The sequence below is a fragment of the Marinactinospora rubrisoli genome (assembly GCF_042664915.1).
GTDB classification, from domain to species: Bacteria; Actinomycetota; Actinomycetes; order Streptosporangiales; family Streptosporangiaceae; genus Marinitenerispora; species Marinitenerispora rubrisoli.
In genome coordinates, this window is the sequence record NZ_JBHTBH010000007.1 from 78,533 (window position 1) to 94,590 (window position 16,058).

16 protein-coding genes are annotated in these 16,058 nt (G+C 72.3%); 10 read left to right on the plus strand and 6 right to left on the minus strand.

The window, feature by feature from the left end:
• The first annotated feature begins 100 nt into the window (after positions 1–100).
• Positions 101–559 (plus strand): hypothetical protein, encoded by a 459-nt coding sequence (locus ACFQRF_RS15665; protein ID WP_379871834.1) that lies wholly within the window; start codon positions 101–103, stop codon positions 557–559.
• Between the two features lie 18 nt (positions 560–577).
• Here ACFQRF_RS15665 and ACFQRF_RS15670 read toward each other — a convergent pair whose 3' ends face one another.
• Positions 578–1,177, minus strand: a complete 600-nt coding sequence (locus ACFQRF_RS15670) for a helix-turn-helix domain-containing protein (RefSeq protein ID WP_379871835.1) — start codon at positions 1,175–1,177, stop codon at positions 578–580.
• Positions 1,178–1,319: 142 nt separating this feature from the next.
• Here ACFQRF_RS15670 and ACFQRF_RS15675 point away from each other — a divergent pair, with 142 nt between their 5' ends.
• A complete protein-coding gene (locus tag ACFQRF_RS15675; RefSeq protein WP_379871836.1) occupies positions 1,320–2,228 on the plus strand; it encodes a class I SAM-dependent methyltransferase in 909 nt (302 codons plus the stop codon).
• A 565-nt stretch (positions 2,229–2,793) separates the two neighbouring features.
• Here the strand turns inward: ACFQRF_RS15675 and ACFQRF_RS15680 are convergent.
• A complete protein-coding gene (locus tag ACFQRF_RS15680; protein ID WP_379871837.1) occupies positions 2,794–3,447 on the minus strand; it encodes a helix-turn-helix domain-containing protein in 654 nt (217 codons plus the stop codon).
• Between the two features lie 192 nt (positions 3,448–3,639).
• Between ACFQRF_RS15680 and ACFQRF_RS15685 the strand changes: the two genes are divergently transcribed.
• Positions 3,640–5,169, plus strand: a complete 1,530-nt coding sequence (locus ACFQRF_RS15685; RefSeq protein WP_379871838.1) for an NCS1 family nucleobase:cation symporter-1 — start codon at positions 3,640–3,642, stop codon at positions 5,167–5,169.
• 24 nt (positions 5,170–5,193) lie between these two features.
• Positions 5,194–5,880: an aspartate/glutamate racemase family protein gene (locus tag ACFQRF_RS15690; RefSeq protein ID WP_379871839.1), complete on the plus strand. Its 687-nt coding sequence runs from the start codon at positions 5,194–5,196 to the stop codon at positions 5,878–5,880.
• 142 nt (positions 5,881–6,022) lie between these two features.
• Here the strand turns inward: ACFQRF_RS15690 and ACFQRF_RS15695 are convergent, their stop codons facing one another.
• Genes ACFQRF_RS15695 through ACFQRF_RS15710 form a run of 4 tightly spaced genes read right to left on the minus strand, consistent with a single transcriptional unit; the run spans position 6,023 to position 9,475 of the window.
• A complete protein-coding gene (locus tag ACFQRF_RS15695; protein ID WP_379871840.1) occupies positions 6,023–7,093 on the minus strand; it encodes a hypothetical protein in 1,071 nt (356 codons plus the stop codon).
• A gap of 34 nt (positions 7,094–7,127) precedes the next feature.
• On the minus strand, positions 7,128–7,865 hold the full coding sequence (locus ACFQRF_RS15700; protein WP_379871841.1) for a hypothetical protein: 738 nt from the start codon (positions 7,863–7,865) through the stop codon (positions 7,128–7,130).
• Between the two features lie 24 nt (positions 7,866–7,889).
• Positions 7,890–8,963: a M23 family metallopeptidase gene (locus ACFQRF_RS15705; protein WP_379871842.1), complete on the minus strand. Its 1,074-nt coding sequence runs from the start codon at positions 8,961–8,963 to the stop codon at positions 7,890–7,892.
• Positions 8,963–9,475: a hypothetical protein gene (locus ACFQRF_RS15710; protein ID WP_379871843.1), complete on the minus strand. Its 513-nt coding sequence runs from the start codon at positions 9,473–9,475 to the stop codon at positions 8,963–8,965. Before ACFQRF_RS15710 ends, ACFQRF_RS15705 begins: the two co-directional genes overlap by 1 nt.
• An 85-nt stretch (positions 9,476–9,560) precedes the next feature.
• Here ACFQRF_RS15710 and ACFQRF_RS15715 point away from each other — a divergent pair, with 85 nt between their 5' ends.
• The 6 genes from ACFQRF_RS15715 to ACFQRF_RS15740 all read left to right on the plus strand — a co-directional run bounded on the left by ACFQRF_RS15715 (position 9,561) and on the right by ACFQRF_RS15740 (position 16,055).
• Positions 9,561–10,187: a DUF6668 family protein gene (locus ACFQRF_RS15715; RefSeq protein WP_379871844.1), complete on the plus strand. Its 627-nt coding sequence runs from the start codon at positions 9,561–9,563 to the stop codon at positions 10,185–10,187.
• Between the two features lie 46 nt (positions 10,188–10,233).
• Positions 10,234–10,524 carry a hypothetical protein gene (locus ACFQRF_RS15720; RefSeq protein WP_379871845.1) on the plus strand — a complete coding sequence of 97 codons (291 nt, stop codon included), beginning with the start codon at positions 10,234–10,236 and terminating at the stop codon, positions 10,522–10,524.
• 34 nt (positions 10,525–10,558) lie between these two features.
• Positions 10,559–11,329: a DUF8175 domain-containg protein gene (locus tag ACFQRF_RS15725; RefSeq protein ID WP_379871846.1), complete on the plus strand. Its 771-nt coding sequence runs from the start codon at positions 10,559–10,561 to the stop codon at positions 11,327–11,329.
• A 79-nt stretch (positions 11,330–11,408) separates the two neighbouring features.
• On the plus strand, positions 11,409–12,971 hold the full coding sequence (locus ACFQRF_RS15730; RefSeq protein ID WP_379871847.1) for a hypothetical protein: 1,563 nt from the start codon (positions 11,409–11,411) through the stop codon (positions 12,969–12,971).
• Positions 12,958–14,469, plus strand: a complete 1,512-nt coding sequence (locus tag ACFQRF_RS15735) for an SCO6880 family protein (RefSeq protein WP_379871848.1) — start codon at positions 12,958–12,960, stop codon at positions 14,467–14,469. Before ACFQRF_RS15730 ends, ACFQRF_RS15735 begins: the two co-directional genes overlap by 14 nt.
• On the plus strand, positions 14,466–16,055 hold the full coding sequence (locus ACFQRF_RS15740; RefSeq protein WP_379871849.1) for an ATP/GTP-binding protein: 1,590 nt from the start codon (positions 14,466–14,468) through the stop codon (positions 16,053–16,055). The genes ACFQRF_RS15735 and ACFQRF_RS15740 overlap by 4 nt, the downstream gene beginning before the upstream one ends.
• Positions 16,056–16,058 lie beyond the last annotated feature (3 nt).

Below are 16,058 nucleotides of genomic sequence, written 5' to 3' on the forward strand. Positions count from 1 at the left end.
GGGATGCCGGCCGACCGGCGGAACAGGGCGGTGGCCGCCGTCGCGGAGGGACGGCAGCGGGGTCGCCGACGCCTTCGGCGGATTCGCCGCCTCGCCGCGGGTGCTGGTCTGCGCCACCGAGGACTGCTACCAGCGGATCGGCGGCGGGGGCTCGCGCGGGATCGCGGTCCTCAACCGCGCCGTGCTGCTGTCGCCGCGCGGCACCACCCCGGAGATCGCGGCGCACGAGCTGACCCACGTCGAACTCGCCGCCCGGCTGGGCCGCGCCGGGGAGGTGCCGCAGTGGTTCGACGAAGGGGTCGCCGTGCTGGTCTCCGAGGACCCGCGCTATCTGCGGCCCGCCGGCACCGCCGACCGCTGCCTGACCGAGACCACGGGCCCGCTGCCCGAGACCCTGCAAGAGTGGCTGACCGCGGCCGACGCCGACCCCGGGGTCTACGCGGCGGCCGCGTGCCGGGTGCACAGGTGGGTCGAGGCGAACGGCGGCCATGACGCCGTCCGGGACTTGACCGGCCGGCTCGCGGCGGGCGAGCGGTTCGGCGACATCGTGCCCGGTTGACGCCGGGACGTCCGCCGGTCAGTCGCCGCGGTCCTTCCGCGCCCGCGGCCGGGCGCGGACGTGCATGCGCTCGCCCTGCCGGCCGAACAGGGTGAGCAGCTCCACCGGCTCGTCACCGGCGCAGCCGAACCAGTGCGGCAGCCGGGTGTCGAACTCGGCGGCCTCCCCCGGCCCGAGGACCACGTCGTGCTCGGCGAGCAGCAGCCGCAGGCGCCCGGAGAGCACGTAGAACCACTCGTAACCTTCGTGGGTGCGCGGCTCCGGCTCCCGGCGGCTGGTGGGGATGATCATCTTGTACGCCTGCAGCGGACCGGGCGCCCGGGTCAGCGGCACGACCGTCGTGTCCGCCCGCCGGATCGGGGCGAGCCGGACCCGCGGGTTGCCGACTTCGGGCGCACCGACCAGTTCGTCCAACGGCACCTGGTGCGCCTGGGCGATGGGCAGCAGCAGTTCCAGACTGGGACGGCGCTGGCCGGACTCCAAGCGGGAGAGCGTGCTCTTGGAGATGCCCGTGGTCTCGGCCAGCGCCGTCAGCGTGACACTCCGTTGCAGGCGGAGCCGGCGCAGGCGCGGCCCCACCCCGGCGAGGACGTCAGCGATCTCCGTTCCGTTTCCCATGCCGCCATTCCACCCGGTCCGTCCCGGGAACGGCAACAAATGTTGCCGGTACCGCGACGTCCCGGCAGGGTGCGTGGCAATGGACGTCCACCCCTCGCGGGGTGGCGTACCGCGGGAACGACCACGTACGGAGCACGCGACCATGACCGCACATTCCCACGAGCACGCGCACGGCCACGCGCATGCCCACGAGCACGCGCACGGCCACGGAGAGCACCCCGATTGGGCCGCGCTCGCGGACCATCTCGAAAACGGGGCCGAACTCCACCTTCCCGCCCTGCGACAGGCGGCCGGCTGGCTGGCCGGCCTAATGGAGGGAACGCCGGTACGGCGGATCCTCGACGTGGGCAGCGGACCGGGCGTGGCGACCTGCCTGCTCGCCGAACGGTTCGAGACGGCCGAGACGGTCGCCGTCGACGGCACACCGGCCCTGCTGGAACGCACCCGGGACCGCGCCGGGCGGCTCGGGCTCGCCGGCCGCGTGCACACCCTGCCCGCCGACCTGCCGGGCGACTTCGGCGAGCTGGGCGTGGCGGACCTCGTCTGGAGCAGCCTGACCGTGCACCATGTCGGCGACCAGCAGGCGGCGCTGAACGAACTCGCCCGGTCACTGCGGCCCGGCGGGCTGCTCGCGGTGGCCGAACGCGGCCTCCCGGCGCGCTTCCTGCCCCGCGACATCGGCCTGGGCCGTCCCGGCCTGCAGGCCCGGCTGGACGCCGCCGTCGAGGACTGGTTCACCGCCATGCGCGCCGAACTGCCCGACAGCACCCCGGTCATCGAGGACTGGCCCGCCATGCTCGCCGCCACCGGCCTCGTCCCGGCCGGCTCCCGCTCCTTCCTCGTGGACCTGCCCGCCCCCCTGCCGGCACCGGCCCGCGAGTACCTGCACACCCAGCTCTCCCGCACCCGGCACAACGGCGGCGACCGGCTGGACGAGGAGGACCTGGCCACGCTGGACCGCCTGCTCGACCGCGACTCCGCCACCGGCATCCTCACCCGCCCGGACGCCTTCTACCTCACCGCGATCACCGTCCACACGGCCCGGGCCTGAGCGCCCCGAGCGTGACAGGCCACCGGCCGGGGCAGGTAGGCACCCCGGCCGGTGGCCGTGCGGTGCGGAGGTGCGGCGCGGGCGGCACCGTCGCGTGGTCCCGCCAGGTCAGGCGGCCGGAACCGGAACGCCGAGTGCCGCCGGCCGGCCGCGTCTCCGTCGTCATGGACGGTTCCGTAGACCGCTGACCGCGCTCCCGCCAGTACACGTCCCAGCGGATGTCCGGGAGCTGACCGTCAGCGGCATACGGCCTCAGCCCCCATCACATCAGCACCCCCGGCGACGGGCCGGTTCGCGCGGCTGGACGCTGGTACGGTACCGAGCCCGCCCGGCCGGGCCAGGGCGGCCGTGGGGGACAGGACAAGGGACTCCAAGGACGCCACGAAGGCGGCCCCGCGGACCGGAAGCGTGTGGCGAACCGCCTGAACGCGCGCACCGAGCGCTGAAAGAGCGAGCGGGACGATGACGGCCCAGCCGGTGGGCGAATTCCGAACGGCGCGCGAGCGCCACCCGAGACACCGGGAGGCCGGAGCGCGGACCTCGGACGGCGTGGCCGGCGGGCTCGCTAGTCGTGCAGGTTCGTCCAGATGGCGACGGCGGGCACCTCTCCGTGGTTGGCGATGCGGTGCGGGGTGGTCGACGGGAAGGCGATGGAGTCGCCCGGGCCGAGGGTGTGCCGTTCGTGGGGGAACTCGATGGTCAGGGTGCCCGTGATGACGCTGCCGGTCTCCAGGCCCGCGTGGGTGAGGTACTCGCCATCGCGGGTCGAGCCCGCGCCCGGGGGGTAGGTCGACTCGAAGACCTCCAGGCCGGGGATGGGGGCCGGGCTCAGCCGGCGGTAGCGGACGCCATCCCCCAGCGGCAGCTCGGGGACGTTCGTGCCTCGGGACACCAGGACGCCGTCGATGCGCGACGCGCCCGCGCCGGGAGGCACGCTGCCGCCGGCCGACGGGGCGGGCGCGGTGCCGGGCGCGGCGCCGCCGAAAGCGTCGGCGAGGGGTACCCCCAGCTCGGCCGTGATCTGGAACAGGCGGGACACCGACGGCCGCATCAGGCCGCGTTCGATCTGGGACATGGCGCTGGGGCTGATGCCGAGCGCGCCCGCGAGCGCGCGGAGTGAGATCCCGCGCGCCACGCGCAGCGCGCGGATGCGCGCCCCCAGGTCCGCGGCGTCGAAGTCGCCGTTCGCGGCGGGGAGCGGGGGCAGGGAGTTCGCCATGGCGCGCCAAGTATATGAGCCGGACCGTCGTGCGTCGGTGGTGACCAGCGGAAATGGTGGGCTCACCAGATGGTTACTTCCCGGAAACCACCGGCCGGGTGTTCAGTAATAGCTTCACGGTCGTCCGCTCCCGCTCCCAACTCCCGGGACCTCTCCCGCACGCAGGAACGAGCAGCCCGAGGAAGGACGCCCATGGCCGCTCCGGACCCCCCTCGCTCCGCCGTCCCACCCCTGCCGACCCCCGCGCCCGAGGTGTCCCCACGCCTGTCCAACGAGGACCTCACCCCCGCCCGCGAGCGCACTTGGGGCACCTACAGCGTCTTCGCACTCTGGATGGCCGACACCCACGCCATCAGCAACTACACCTTCGCGGCCGGGCTGTTCGTGCTCGGTCTGGCCGCCTGGCAGGTGTTCCTCGCGCTGCTCGTCGGCATCACGATCGTGCACCTCGGCATGAACCTCATGGGCCACGCGGGACACCGCACCGGCGTCCCCTTCCCGGTCCTGGCGCGAGTCAGCTTCGGCGTCTACGGCGCCAACATCCCCGCGCTGATCCGGGCGATCATCGCCATCGCCTGGTACGGCATCCAGACATGGCTGGCGTCCGTGGCGCTGGTCGTGCTCACCGTGCAACTGGTCCCGGCCACGGCCGCCTACACCGAGAACGACCTCCTCGGCCTGTCCACGCTCGGCTGGGCCGCCTTCCTGTTCATGTGGGCGCTGCAGCTCGTCCTGCTCACCCGGGGCATGGAGGCCATCCGCCGGGTCCAGGACTGGGTGACCGGCCCGGTCGTCTGGGCGGTGATGCTGTTCCTGGCCGGCTGGCTGATCGTGCGGGCCGACTTCGACATCCCGCTCACCTCCGGCGCCACCGACCTCACCATCGGCGAGCAGTGGCGGCACGGCCTCGCGGCGGTCGGCCTGACGGTCGCCACCTTCCTGACGCTCATCCTCAACTACGCCGACTTCTCGCGCTTCACCGACTCGCACCGCTCGTACCGGCGAGGCAACCTGCTCGGCCTTCCGGTGAACTTCACCGCTTTCGCGCTGGTCTCCGTGCTCACCACCGCAGGCACCGTCGCGGTGTTCGGCGAGACGATCACCGAACCGGTGGAGATCGTCGCGCGGATCGACAACCCTTGGGTCACGGTCGTGGGCGCCGTCACCTTCGTGGTGTCGACCGTGGGCATCAACGTGGTCGCCAACTTCGTCTCCCCGGCCTACGACCTCGCCAACGTCGCGCCCAGGTACCTGAACTTCCGGCGCGGCGGGGTGATCAGCGCCGTACTCGCCGTGGTCGTGCTGCCCTGGCACCTGTACGCCAACCCGGCCGTCATCAACTACTTCCTGGGCGGACTGGCCGCGTTCCTCGCCCCGCTGGTCGCGATCCTGCTGGTCGACTACCACCTGGTGCGCCGCGGCCGGATCGACCTCGCGTCGCTGTACCGGACCGACCCCGGTGGTGCCTACCACTACCGCCACGGCGTCAACCCGGTCGCGCTCCAGGCGTTCCTGCCCGCCGCGCTGGTCTCCGGAGTGCTCGCCCTGGTGCCGATGTTCGCCGCCGTCGCCCCGTTCTCCTGGGTGTTCGGCCTGGTCCTGGCCGGGACCGTGTACTACCTGCGCAGCCCCCGGGAAGCCGCCGGGCCGCTGCCCAGGGCGGCCATCCCGGTGCCGCCGGAGCTCGGCGGCGCACAGCCGGACGTACCCCCTGAGCGGTGACACCTCCGCACCAAGGAGAAGCCGATGCGCATCCTGCTCGTGAACCCCAACCGCATCACCGCCTGCACCGACCTGCTGGCGGCGCAGGCCGGCCGGACCGCCGACCCCGGAACGGAGGTCACCGCTGTCAGCCCTCGGTCCGGACCGGTGGAGCTGTCCGGCCGCCGAGAGGTGCTGCTGAGCGCCGCCGGCGTGCTCGACACGATCGAGCGGCTCGGCGGGGGCGCCGACGCCATCGTGCTCGCCGGGTTCGGCGAACCCGGGCAGGAGGCGGCCCGTGAACTGGTGGGCGTCCCGGTGCTCGACATCACCGAGTGCGGACCCGTCGCGGCGATGCTGCTCGGCCGGGAGTACGCGGTCGTCACCTCCACGCAGGCCGCCGTGCCCATCGTCGAGGAACGGCTGCGCGAGCTGCGGCTGGACGGCCGCTGCCGTACGGTCCGCGCGGCCGGACCGGGTGTCCCCGGCCTCGTCGGCGGCGCGGCCGTCCGGGCGCGTGCGGTCGAGGCCGTCGCGTCCGCCGCCGACGGCGCGCCCGGCGAGGTGATCGTGTTGGGCTGCGCGGCGATGACGGGCCTCGCCCACGAGGTCGCGGCCACCATCGACCGCCCCGTGGTCGACCCGGTCGCCGCAGCCGTCCGCATGGCGGAGGCGCTGTGGCGGATGGACGCCGGAGGCGCCGCCTCCGCCACGGAAGGGCCGGCCCGCTGACCCGTCGCCGGAGCGGGGGGCGCCCGGGCCCGGACTCCGGTGCGCCGTGACCCGTGAGCGCCCGGCCGCCCGGTGATTCCGGCCGGGGAGCGGCGACACGCCGCGGCTCAGCGCGGCCTCGTGCCCGCCGAGCGGGGCGGCGTCAGGCCCGCCGGTCCGGATCCGGTACCGAGATGGCCGCCGCCTCCGACAGCCACCGTCCGGCCTCGGACACCTCTCTGACCCGTTCGCTCAGGGACTCGCGCAGCGCCTCGGCCTCCCCCTGCACCCGCTGGGCGTCGTCGGCTCCAGCCGCGCTCTCCGACGCGGCGGTGGTGAGAAGGCGGAGGTAGTCGTCGTGGCGGCGTTCGTTCTCCTCGCACTGGCGCAGTTCGTGGTGGGCCGTCACGGCGGCGGACGCCAGCGCCGCGTAGTCCTCGAACCGCGCCACCCGGGCGGCGACGGCGCTCCGCACCGCGTCCAGCGCCTCCTGCTGTGGCCGCAGGGAAGCGAGCACCCGCTCCGACACCGCCGCGCGTCGGCGCTCCTCGACGCTGCGCTGCAGGTCGCCGCACCGGGCGAGCGCGGACGCCATGGACCACTCCTGGCCGCGGATCCACGCCTCGTCGTAGCCCGCGCCCAGCGCGTCGCCGAGCACTTCACGGGCCCGGCGCACCGTGTCGATCGCCGCCTGGAGCCGGGCGAGCAACGCGGACTCCTCGGCCTGGAAGTCCTCTGGCAGCAGGTAGTGGCCGAAGTGGCGCTCACCGAGGCTCCGGGCGCCCCTGACGAGCAGGGCGAGCGCTCCGAGCGGGCCGGCGGACCAGAAGAACGCGGTGGCGCTGAGCAGCGCCACATCGTCATCGGCCGCCCACACCAGGAAGAACGGCCCCCATGCCAGCAGCAGGGCGAGGACCCCGCCCACCGCCCCCCGTGCGCGGAACCCCCACAGCACCAGCGCGGACAGCCCGAGCGTGCTGAGCACCCGGGTGGCCAGGACGGCGAACTCCGGCGCCTGGCCGGCGAGATGGCCGGCCGTCCAGAAGACGGCCAGTACGGCCGCCGCGGCGCTCCACCGCCACCACCGCGACCCGCGGCCCCGCCGTCGGGGCGCCCGGGAGCGGGGGAACAGCCCGGCCCGGTTCCGCTCCAGGCGGCGGCGGATCCGGGGCGGCAGGCCGGGATCGAAAACCGGGCGGGGCGGCCGTCGTGGCGACGTCCGTTGTCTCGTCACGCGCGCACCTCCCCGTTCCGCTCGTCGTGGTGGGTCAGCCGCCGGTTCCGCGGTCATCGGCCTCGCGCCTGCGGGCGAGCTGGTCGGACAGTCCGTGCGGGGAACCGTGGAGCTCGACGTCCCCGGACGGCCCGACACCGGCGGAGCCGTCGGCCGGGAAGCCCCGCCGCCGGTTGTGCTCGGCGATCGCCTCCTCCCAGAGGCGCGCGGACCGCGCGGCCGGGTCGTCGGCTTCGGCCCCGGACGGGCCGGGGCGCTGCGGCAGCGGCACGACGGGGGCGAGCCGCGGTCCCGTGTCCGCACGTGGCGGCCACGGCGGCAGCACCGGTCCGGGCTCCGCGGGCTCGGCGAACGGCGGTGGCGGAGGCGCGGGAGGCGAGAGCGGCGGGCGCGCCGCGGACTCCGGCACGGTGCCGGACGGCGGAGTCGGAACGGCCGCGGCGCCGTCCGGCCGGTCCGCGCCGCGCGCGGGCCGGCCCTTCTTGGGGCTCTTCTTGGGCGGCGGCGCCGACGTGTCCTGCTCGACGTGCCCGTCCGGGTAGACGATGAGCGGCCAGTCGCCGTCCACACCGCTCGTGGCGACCTTCACCGGGCGGCCGAGCTTCCGGGCGGTCTCCGCGATGCGGCGGATGATCTCCGTCCGGGCCTCCCCGGTGGAGGCCGCCGTGACGCGCTGGATCCGGCCGTTGACGGAGACCTCGCCGGTGCCGTCGGCGTGCGTGACCGCGGTGATCTTGGGAAACGCCGGTACCTGCTCGTGTTCGGTGGTCATTGGTCGTCGACTCCCCCCATCGAGTCAGCCCAGCTCGACTCCGACCTGGGACAGGAAATGGACCGGGTTGAGCACCTGGGCGCCGCGGCGTATCTCCAGATGCAGGTGGCACCCGGTCGAGGCGCCGTCGCTGCCGATCCGGGCTATCTGGTCGCCGCCTTCGACCCGGTCGCCGACCTTGACCAGCAGGCCGTTGGCGTACATGTGGCCGTACACGCTGGTCAGGCCCTCACCGTGGTCGATCCGGACCCAGTGGCCGAAGCCCGAGGCCGGTCCCGCGTCGATGACCGTCCCGTCCTGCACCGCCCAGATCGGGGAGTCGCACGGCGACCCGATGTCGACCCCCTTGTGACTGGTGCTCGCACCGACGGTCGGCGCGTTCCGCGCGCCGGGCATGCTGGTGATGGGCCCGCGCGCCGGCAGCGCCCAGCCCTCCGGGTTGACCGTGCCGGTCTCGGTCGGCACGCCGGTGCAGGACGACTGACCGGTGCCCGGCTGGACGTCGGGGACCTCGACCCCGGCCAGCGCCCGGACGACCTGCACGGCCGCGTCCCAGAACCGCGTGTAGTGGTTGGGGTCGGCATTGCGCTGGGTCCGGTGCGCGACGATCGTGGGCTCAAGTTCGTCCCGGTTCGGGATGTCCATCATCGCCCGGAAGAAGTTGGTCGCCGACGTGGTCGGGTCCATTCGGTCTTCATATGAGCCCCACGCGCCGTTGTCCCGCTGCTGGAAGAGGCCGCGGGAGTCCGGGCCGGCGTCATCGCCGTAGTCGATCACCCGCAGGCTGGACTCGCCCATCGCGGTCATCACCCCGATGGTCTGGTCACGGACCCCCAAGCCGAGCGCCTCGCCCGCGTTCATGACGAGGGCGGCGTTGCGGAGCTGCTCACCGGAGTACCCGGCGACGCTGCCGGAGGGCAGGCCGTCGATGTCGACGGTGACACCGGGGCCGCTCGGGCCGCCGCAGGAGGCGGCGTTGCCGCCCGAGGCGACCACCCCGAGCAGGACGATGGGCGCCAGGCAGCCTCCGAGAATGAGCAGCGGGACCAGCGCTATTCCGATCAGGCAGCCCGACGACGAGTTCGAGGACTCCGCCATCAGTCCTCCCCGGGCTCGTCCTCAGGCGGGGTCAGCCGCTCCACGAGCCAGGGCGCGTCCTGCGCGGTGCGGCTGAGCAGTACCTGGTAGGTCCCGGCGTCGGTGGGCACCTCCACCCAGGCGAGGTAGGCGCTGGAATCGTCGGTCAGCTCGCCGTCGCCGGTGACCTCGTCCGCCGCGATGTTCGCGGGGTCGGTGCCCTGGATCTCCAGTTGCGCCTGGGCGGAGAGATGGCCGCGCAGCCCGTCCCACCAGGTGTCCTCGTCGTCCTTGTCGGAGACGAACGCCGTTACCGCCGATTCAGCTTGCTGAATCGCGTCGCTTCTGTCACCAGTGCCCCACGTCGGATATTCTCCGGGATCTTGGAATTCCGCGTCCGGTACATGATGGTGGCCGGATCCGGTCAATTCGGTTTCGTCTGCTTCGGGCTCGGTCTCGGGTGCGCAGCCGGAAAGCAGGGCGATGCTCGCTGCCACGGCGGCACCTGCAAGAATTCCCTTGACGAAGATCATTTTCTGCGTTTCCCTGTGGGCACTCCACGACAGCTATCCGACCGGTGCGAAATAACATACGGCATGAAGAGATCAGGGAGCTGGGATGACGGAACACAATCCGTGGATCACAGTGGCCACACCCGTAACTTCCGAAGAAGAAAACGTGGGGGCCGCTCAGGAACCGCCCCGCGTCACGGGGCCACAACGGCCGCAGTCGGGAGTGCCCGTTCCGCAGGGCGGTGACCTGCTTCCGCGCAGGTCGGTCGCGGAGTTCGACGGTCTGTGGTGGCTGGGAGTCCACGGCGGCGCGGGGGAGACGACACTGTCCGCGCTGGTCGAACGCAGCAGGACCGCACAGCACGCCTGGCCGGAACCGGTCAGTCCGGAAATGGCGTCCGGCGTTACGATGCCACCCCGACTGGCAAAGGTCATTCTCGTCGCGCGCACCCATGCCCATGGACTGCGCGCCGCGCAGCTGGCCGCAACAGAATGGGCGTCCGGTGCCGTTCCGGGCGTGGACGTGCTCGGAATGGCGTTGGTGGCGGACGCGCCAGGCCGGCTGCCCCGGTCGTTGAGAGATATGGCCAAGATCGTCACCGGAGGTGTCCCGCGTGTTTGGCAGATTCCGTGGGTCGAATCATGGCGACTGGGGGAGCAGGTGACGCTTGAAAGCAGCCCGAAAGCCGTACAGGTTATGGTCACCGAACTGGCGGCTCTTCTGGCCCGGTGAAACAGGATTGATCGATCTTGCTTAATTGATCATTAGGGACGGCGACGTGTTTTTCGAGGCGGCATCCGAATTAGTCGTTCAGTACGCCGGTGGTGTCCCCGACCCCGGAAGCGGGCAGGCGCCCCCCGGCTCGGAGGGCTTCATCGCCATCCTCGGCTGGGCCAAGTGGGTGGCGCTCGGCATCTGCGTGCTCGGCCTGATGGTCGCCGGCGCGACCATGGCCATCCAGTCCCGCCGAGGAGAAGGCGGGGAGCACATGGGCAAGATCGGCATGGTCCTGGCGGGGGTCATCATCATCTCCGCCGCAACGTCGCTGGTGAGCTTCCTCGTCACCTGACCTGATGAGTCCGACTCGATGAAAGGGCCGCGCCATGGCCGAATCGGATAACGAGGACATCGGCGGCAATCCCCTGGCGACCCGCGGATTCATCCTCTCCGCGGCGGTGATCGGTGTCGTGCTGGTCCTCGCGGTGGTCGTGGTCATCAGCATCCTGTGGGGTGAGGACGACGGCGATCCGGACGCCACGCCGTCGCCCGGGGCGTCGTCGCAGCCGGCCGCCAGCGATGCGGGGGAGGAGGAGCCGGCGGGCGAGGCCAGCGTGTGCGGGCTGGACGACGTCGAGATGGAGGGCACTCTCACCGAGGCGCCGCCCGACACGGAGTGGGAACTGCTCGGTCCCTTCGCGGTGCCCTCGGTCGAGGGGGCGGGACCGGGCCGTGTCGAGGACGACGGTTTCCGGGACTGCTACGCGCGGACGCCGACCGGCGCGCTGCTCGCTGCGACGAACCTTGCGGTGCTGACCTCGGTTCCGGGGCTCAACGAACAGGCCGCGGCGCAGCTCATGGCCGAAGGGCCGGGAAGAGACGCGGCCTTGGCAGAGGCCAGGAACGTGGCCGATGCCGGAACGTCTCCGGAAGGGAGCATCCAGGTCGCGGGCTTCCGTTTCATCTCCTACTCCGGTGCAGAGACGACCGTCCAGATCGCCTACAACACCTCGGTCGGAGCCGTCGCGGTCCTGCCGGTCCAACTCGTCTGGGAGAACGGCGACTGGAAGGCGATTGTCAGCGAAGACGGGGAACTCCCGGTTCCTCCCTACGAGGTACCTGATCTGACGGGATTCGTGCGGTGGTCGGGGGCGTGACGTCCCGGAAGCGGTCACCCGGCATTCCACATCGGGTGGACACGGGGAGCCGCTTCACGGAAGTGATCGGAGGTGGCAGGTGTCCGCATTACCCATCGTCCGCCTAGGCGGATTCATCGGATGGGTGGGTGACATCGCGGGCACCGTCACCGACCCGGTCGGGACGGTCACCGACGCCGCGGGAGACATCCTCGGCAACATCCTGCAATCGCTGGTCGATGCCATGGTCAGCGCGGTGGAGACCGTCGTCACGTCGCTGGCCACCTTCTGGGTGGAGATCCCGACCCCCAACCTGATCGAGGACGGAAGCGGTTCCGCGGGCTCCGCGGCGGCGCCGGAGGGCAGCGGGGCGGCCCTGGAGATCCTGCAGTACGTAGCGTGGCTCTCCCTCGGGATCTGCGTGCTGTCGCTCATCGCGCTCGGCGCGTTGATGGCCATCGGCCGCACCCGAGGCGAGGGCGTCGGGTATCTGCGCAAGCTCGGCATCGTCCTTTTCGCGACGGTGCTGATCTCTGCGGCCTCGGGCATCGTCACGGGTCTGCTCAGCGTGATCGACCGACCGGGCGGAAACGGCGCCGTCGCCTACCTGCAGAACAGCCTGTGGTGGTACATGGGCGCCGCCGCGGTCGTCTCCGTGATCATCGGCGGCGCGAAGATGGCGTGGGAGCAGCGCGCCGAACCCGGCAAGGAACTGCTGAAGTCCCTCTTCACGCTGGTCGTCGTCTCGGGTGCGGGACTGACCTTCGTCAACCTCGCCGTGGCAGCCTCGGACCAGTTCTCGGTGTGGATCCTGAACAACGCGACCGCCGGCACCGACTTCGGCGAGAACATGACGATCCTCCTGGCGCTCACCGGCGCCTCGGGCGTGCTGTCGGGCATCGGGCCGCTCATCGTCATCATCCTGGCGATCTTCGCCTTGTTCTTCAGCCTCATCCAGATCATGCTGATGATCGTCCGCATCGGCATGCTGGTGATCCTCACCGGGGTCCTTCCGCTGGCCGCGTCGTTCACCAACACCGAGATGGGCCGCTCCTGGTTCCGCAAGTGCGTGGGCTGGCTGGTCGCCTTCATCCTGTACAAACCCGCGGCGGCGATCATCTACGCAGCGGCGTTCCGGCTCGCCGGATCGGACGCCTTCGGGGACACCAACGGGATCATCAAGGTCCTCACCGGACTCACCCTCATGCTCATCGCGCTGATCGCCATGCCCGCCCTGCTCAGGTTCACCGTCCCCATGGTGGGCGGGATGGCGGCCGGGGCCGCAGTCGGCGGCGCCATGGCCGGCGGAGCGATGGACGCGGCCACCAGTCTGCCGACCGGTGCCAAGCCCACCGGCGGCGGTGGCGGTGGTGGCGGGGGCGGCGGTGGTGGCTCCGGAACCGCCACCTCGGCGCCGACCGGGGCCGGCACGACCGGCGGGTTCGGCAGCGCCGGGGCCGGTACCGCGGGCGGCGGTGCCGGAGGTGGTGCCGCGAGCGCCGGCGCCGGTGCGGCGGCCGGTGCCGCCACCGCCGGTGTGGCCACGGCCGTGATCGCCGCCGCCCAGACCGCCAAGAAGGTCGGCGACACGGTGGCGCAGACCGTCCAGCAGGCCACCGAGTCCAGCACCGAAGGCGGGGAGGGCCCCAGTGGCAGTCGCTGACCCCGAAGTCCACGGCCCGCGCACCTACGGCAACTGGCGGCGTCCCGCGACCGCGGGTCTCATGGGCCTGGGCACCCTCGGCACCTCCCTGCTGCTCGGCGGGCTCATCTTCACCGTCTTCGTCGTGATGGCGGCCGGCATGCTCGGCGGCATCATCACCGGCGCGGTGATGGGCGTCCTGCTGCTCGCCGTGCTCGTCAAGGACAAACACGACCGCAACCTGCTGACGAGGATGACCGTGCGCATCGCCTGGTGGAACACCCGGTCCAAGGGAGCACACCTGTACCGTTCCGGGCCATTGGGACGGACCCCATGGGGCACGTTCCAGCTTCCCGGACTCGCCGCGCCGTCCCGGCTGTCAGAGCACACCGACTCCTACGGCCGGCCGTTCGCCCTGCTGTACGTGCCCGCGACCGGCCACTACACGGTGGTCATCGGCACCGAACCGGACGGCGCCGCGCTCGTGGACGAGGAGCAGATCGACAGCTGGGTGGCCGGCTGGGGCCACTGGCTGGCCAACCTCGGCGACGAACCCGGCATCGAGGCGGCCTCGGTCACCATCGAGACGGCCCCCGACACCGGGACCCGGCTGCGCCGCGAGGTGGCGAGCAGCATCGACCCCGAGGCGCCGGAGTTCGCCCGCGCCATGCTGGAGGAGGTCGTCGGCAAGTACCCGATGGGCTCCTCGACGGTGAAGGCGTACGTCGCGGTGACCTTCGCCGCCGCGCACCGCTCCGGCGGCAAACGGCGCACCCCCGACGAGATGGGCACCGAGCTCGCCGCCCGGGTGCCCGGCCTCACCCAGGGACTCAGCGCCACCGGGGCCGGCGCCGCGCACCCGCTCACCGCGCAGGAGCTGTGCGAGACCATCCGCATCGCCTACGACCCCGCCTCGGCGGTGCTCATCGACGAGGCGCACGCGGCCGGCGAGGTGCCCGACCTCACCTGGCCGGACGTCGGCCCGACCGCCCACCAGGCGTACTGGGACTGCTACCGGCACGACGGGGCGCTGTCGGTCACCTGGGCCATGACCTCGGCGCCGCGCGGCAACGTGCAGGCGAACGTGCTGTCCCGGCTGCTCGCGCCGCACGGCGACATCGCCCGCAAACGCGTCACGCTGCTGTACCGCCCCCTCGACGCCGCCCGCGCCGCCAGCATCGTGGAGGCCGACCTGCGCGCCGCGGAGTTCCGGCAGACCTCGACCAACAAGCCGTCCGCGCGCGACGTGATGGCGACGCGCGCCGCGCGAGCGACCGCCAACGAGGAGGCGTCCGGGGCCGGACTGCTCAACTTCGGGCTGCTCGTCACCGCGACCGTCACCGACCTCGACCTCAAGGCGGAGGCCAAGGCCGCCATCGACAACCTGTCGGCCACCGCCCGGCTGCGGCTGCGCGTCGTGCAGGGCTCCCAGGACTCCGCGTTCGCCGGAGCGCTGCCGCTCGGACTGGTGCTGCCCAAGCACCTGAGGGTCCCGGCCGAACTGAAGGAGCAGCTGTGAGCAGGCGGAGCAGGAAGGCGGCGGCGCAGGCGAAGAAGACCGCGAAGAAGCCGCCGCCCCAGCAGCCCGCTCGCCGCCGCCCCGGCATGCGGGGGTGGCGTGGGTGGGGCGCCGGCGAGGCCGTCGTCGTGCAGGCGGCCGACGAGTGGCGCGGCACGTCGGTCCAAGTGTGCGGGATGTGGCCGTTCGCCATCGGGACCGGAACCCCCATGGTCGGGGTGCCGATCGGCCGCAACCTGCAGTCCGGGGCGACGCTGTGCTGCGACCCCATCTCCTGGTTCCAGCGGGCCAAGCTGATCTCCAACCCGTCGGCCTTCGTGCTCGGCAAGCCGGGCCTGGGCAAGAGCACCATCATCCGGCGGATGGCCACGGGGCTGGCCGGGTACGGGGTGCAGCCGCTCGTTCTCGGGGACCTCAAGCCCGACTACGTGGACCTCATCGAGGCGCTCGGCGGGCAGGTCATCACCCTGGGGCGCGGACGCGGGCACCTCAACATCCTCGACCCCGGCGAGGCCAAGGCCGCCGCCGACCGGCTCACCGGGGCGGCGCGCAGCCAGATCCTCGCCGACGCGCATGGGCGGCGGCTCACCATGGTCTCCGCACTGCTCACCATCATGCGTTCCGCGCCGCCCAGCGACCGGGAGGAGACCATCCTCGACCGCGCGCTGAAGGTGCTCGACGAGCGGCACGACGGCGTCGCCGTCCTCCCCGACCTGCTCAAGGTCATCCAGGACGCCCCCGACGAGGTGCGCCAGGTCGCGCTGGATCGCGGGTCGATCGAGCGGTACCGGGAGGTCACCGACAACCTGGAGGCGTCGCTGATCGGCCTGGTCGGCGGCGGACGGCTGGGGCAGATCTTCTCCGCCCCGACGACCACGCCGATGGTGCGGGACCGGCCGGTGGTCTTCGACGTCTCGGGCATCGACGACTCCGAGATGGACCTGCAGGCCGCCGTGCTGCTCGCCTGCTGGTCGGCCGGATTCGGCACCGTGAACATCGCCAACGCGCTCGCCGACGCCGGGCTCGAACCCCGGCGGCACTACTTCGTCATCCTGGACGAGCTGTGGCGGGCGCTGCGGGCGGGGCGCGGCATGGTCGACCGGGTCGACGCGCTCACCCGGCTGAACCGGCAGCGGGGCGTGGGCATGGCGATGATCTCGCACACCATGAGCGACCTGATGTCCCTGGCCAACGAAGAGGACCGGATGAAGGCCAAGGGGTTCGTGGAGCGCTCCGGCATGGTGATCTGCGGCGGGCTGCCCTCCGCCGAGATGCCGATGCTGCAGACGGCCGTGCCGTTCTCCCGCGCCGAGCAGGAGATGCTGATCGGCTGGCAGGACCCGCCTGCGTGGGACCCCTCGACCAACAAGGAGGCGGAGCCCCCGGGGCGCGGCAAGTTCCTGGTCAAGGTCGGCGGCCGGCCGGGAATCCCGGTGAACGTGCTGCTGACGTCGGTGGAGACCGCCATCAACGACACCAACAAGCTCTGGCACCAGGCGTCGCGGGTCGGCCGCACCGACCGCGAGCCGGAGCGGTCGGACGGCACCGCGCCGGATGTGACCGAGACACCGACACCGCGCGCGTGACCC

What these genes read in the sequence shown, in the direction of transcription:
- ACFQRF_RS15670 (WP_379871835.1), bottom strand. Translation starts at nt 1,177, where the DNA reads ATGGGAAACGGAACGGAGATCGCTGACGTCCTCGCCGGGGTGGGGCCG.
- ACFQRF_RS15675 (WP_379871836.1), top strand. Translation starts at nt 1,320, where the DNA reads ATGACCGCACATTCCCACGAGCACGCGCACGGCCACGCGCATGCCCAC.
- ACFQRF_RS15680 (WP_379871837.1), bottom strand. Translation starts at nt 3,447, where the DNA reads ATGGCGAACTCCCTGCCCCCGCTCCCCGCCGCGAACGGCGACTTCGAC.
- ACFQRF_RS15685 (WP_379871838.1), top strand. Translation starts at nt 3,640, where the DNA reads ATGGCCGCTCCGGACCCCCCTCGCTCCGCCGTCCCACCCCTGCCGACC.
- ACFQRF_RS15690 (WP_379871839.1), top strand. Translation starts at nt 5,194, where the DNA reads ATGCGCATCCTGCTCGTGAACCCCAACCGCATCACCGCCTGCACCGAC.
- ACFQRF_RS15700 (WP_379871841.1), bottom strand. Translation starts at nt 7,865, where the DNA reads ATGACCACCGAACACGAGCAGGTACCGGCGTTTCCCAAGATCACCGCG.
- ACFQRF_RS15705 (WP_379871842.1), bottom strand. Translation starts at nt 8,963, where the DNA reads ATGGCGGAGTCCTCGAACTCGTCGTCGGGCTGCCTGATCGGAATAGCG.
- ACFQRF_RS15710 (WP_379871843.1), bottom strand. Translation starts at nt 9,475, where the DNA reads ATGATCTTCGTCAAGGGAATTCTTGCAGGTGCCGCCGTGGCAGCGAGC.
- ACFQRF_RS15715 (WP_379871844.1), top strand. Translation starts at nt 9,561, where the DNA reads ATGACGGAACACAATCCGTGGATCACAGTGGCCACACCCGTAACTTCC.
- ACFQRF_RS15725 (WP_379871846.1), top strand. Translation starts at nt 10,559, where the DNA reads ATGGCCGAATCGGATAACGAGGACATCGGCGGCAATCCCCTGGCGACC.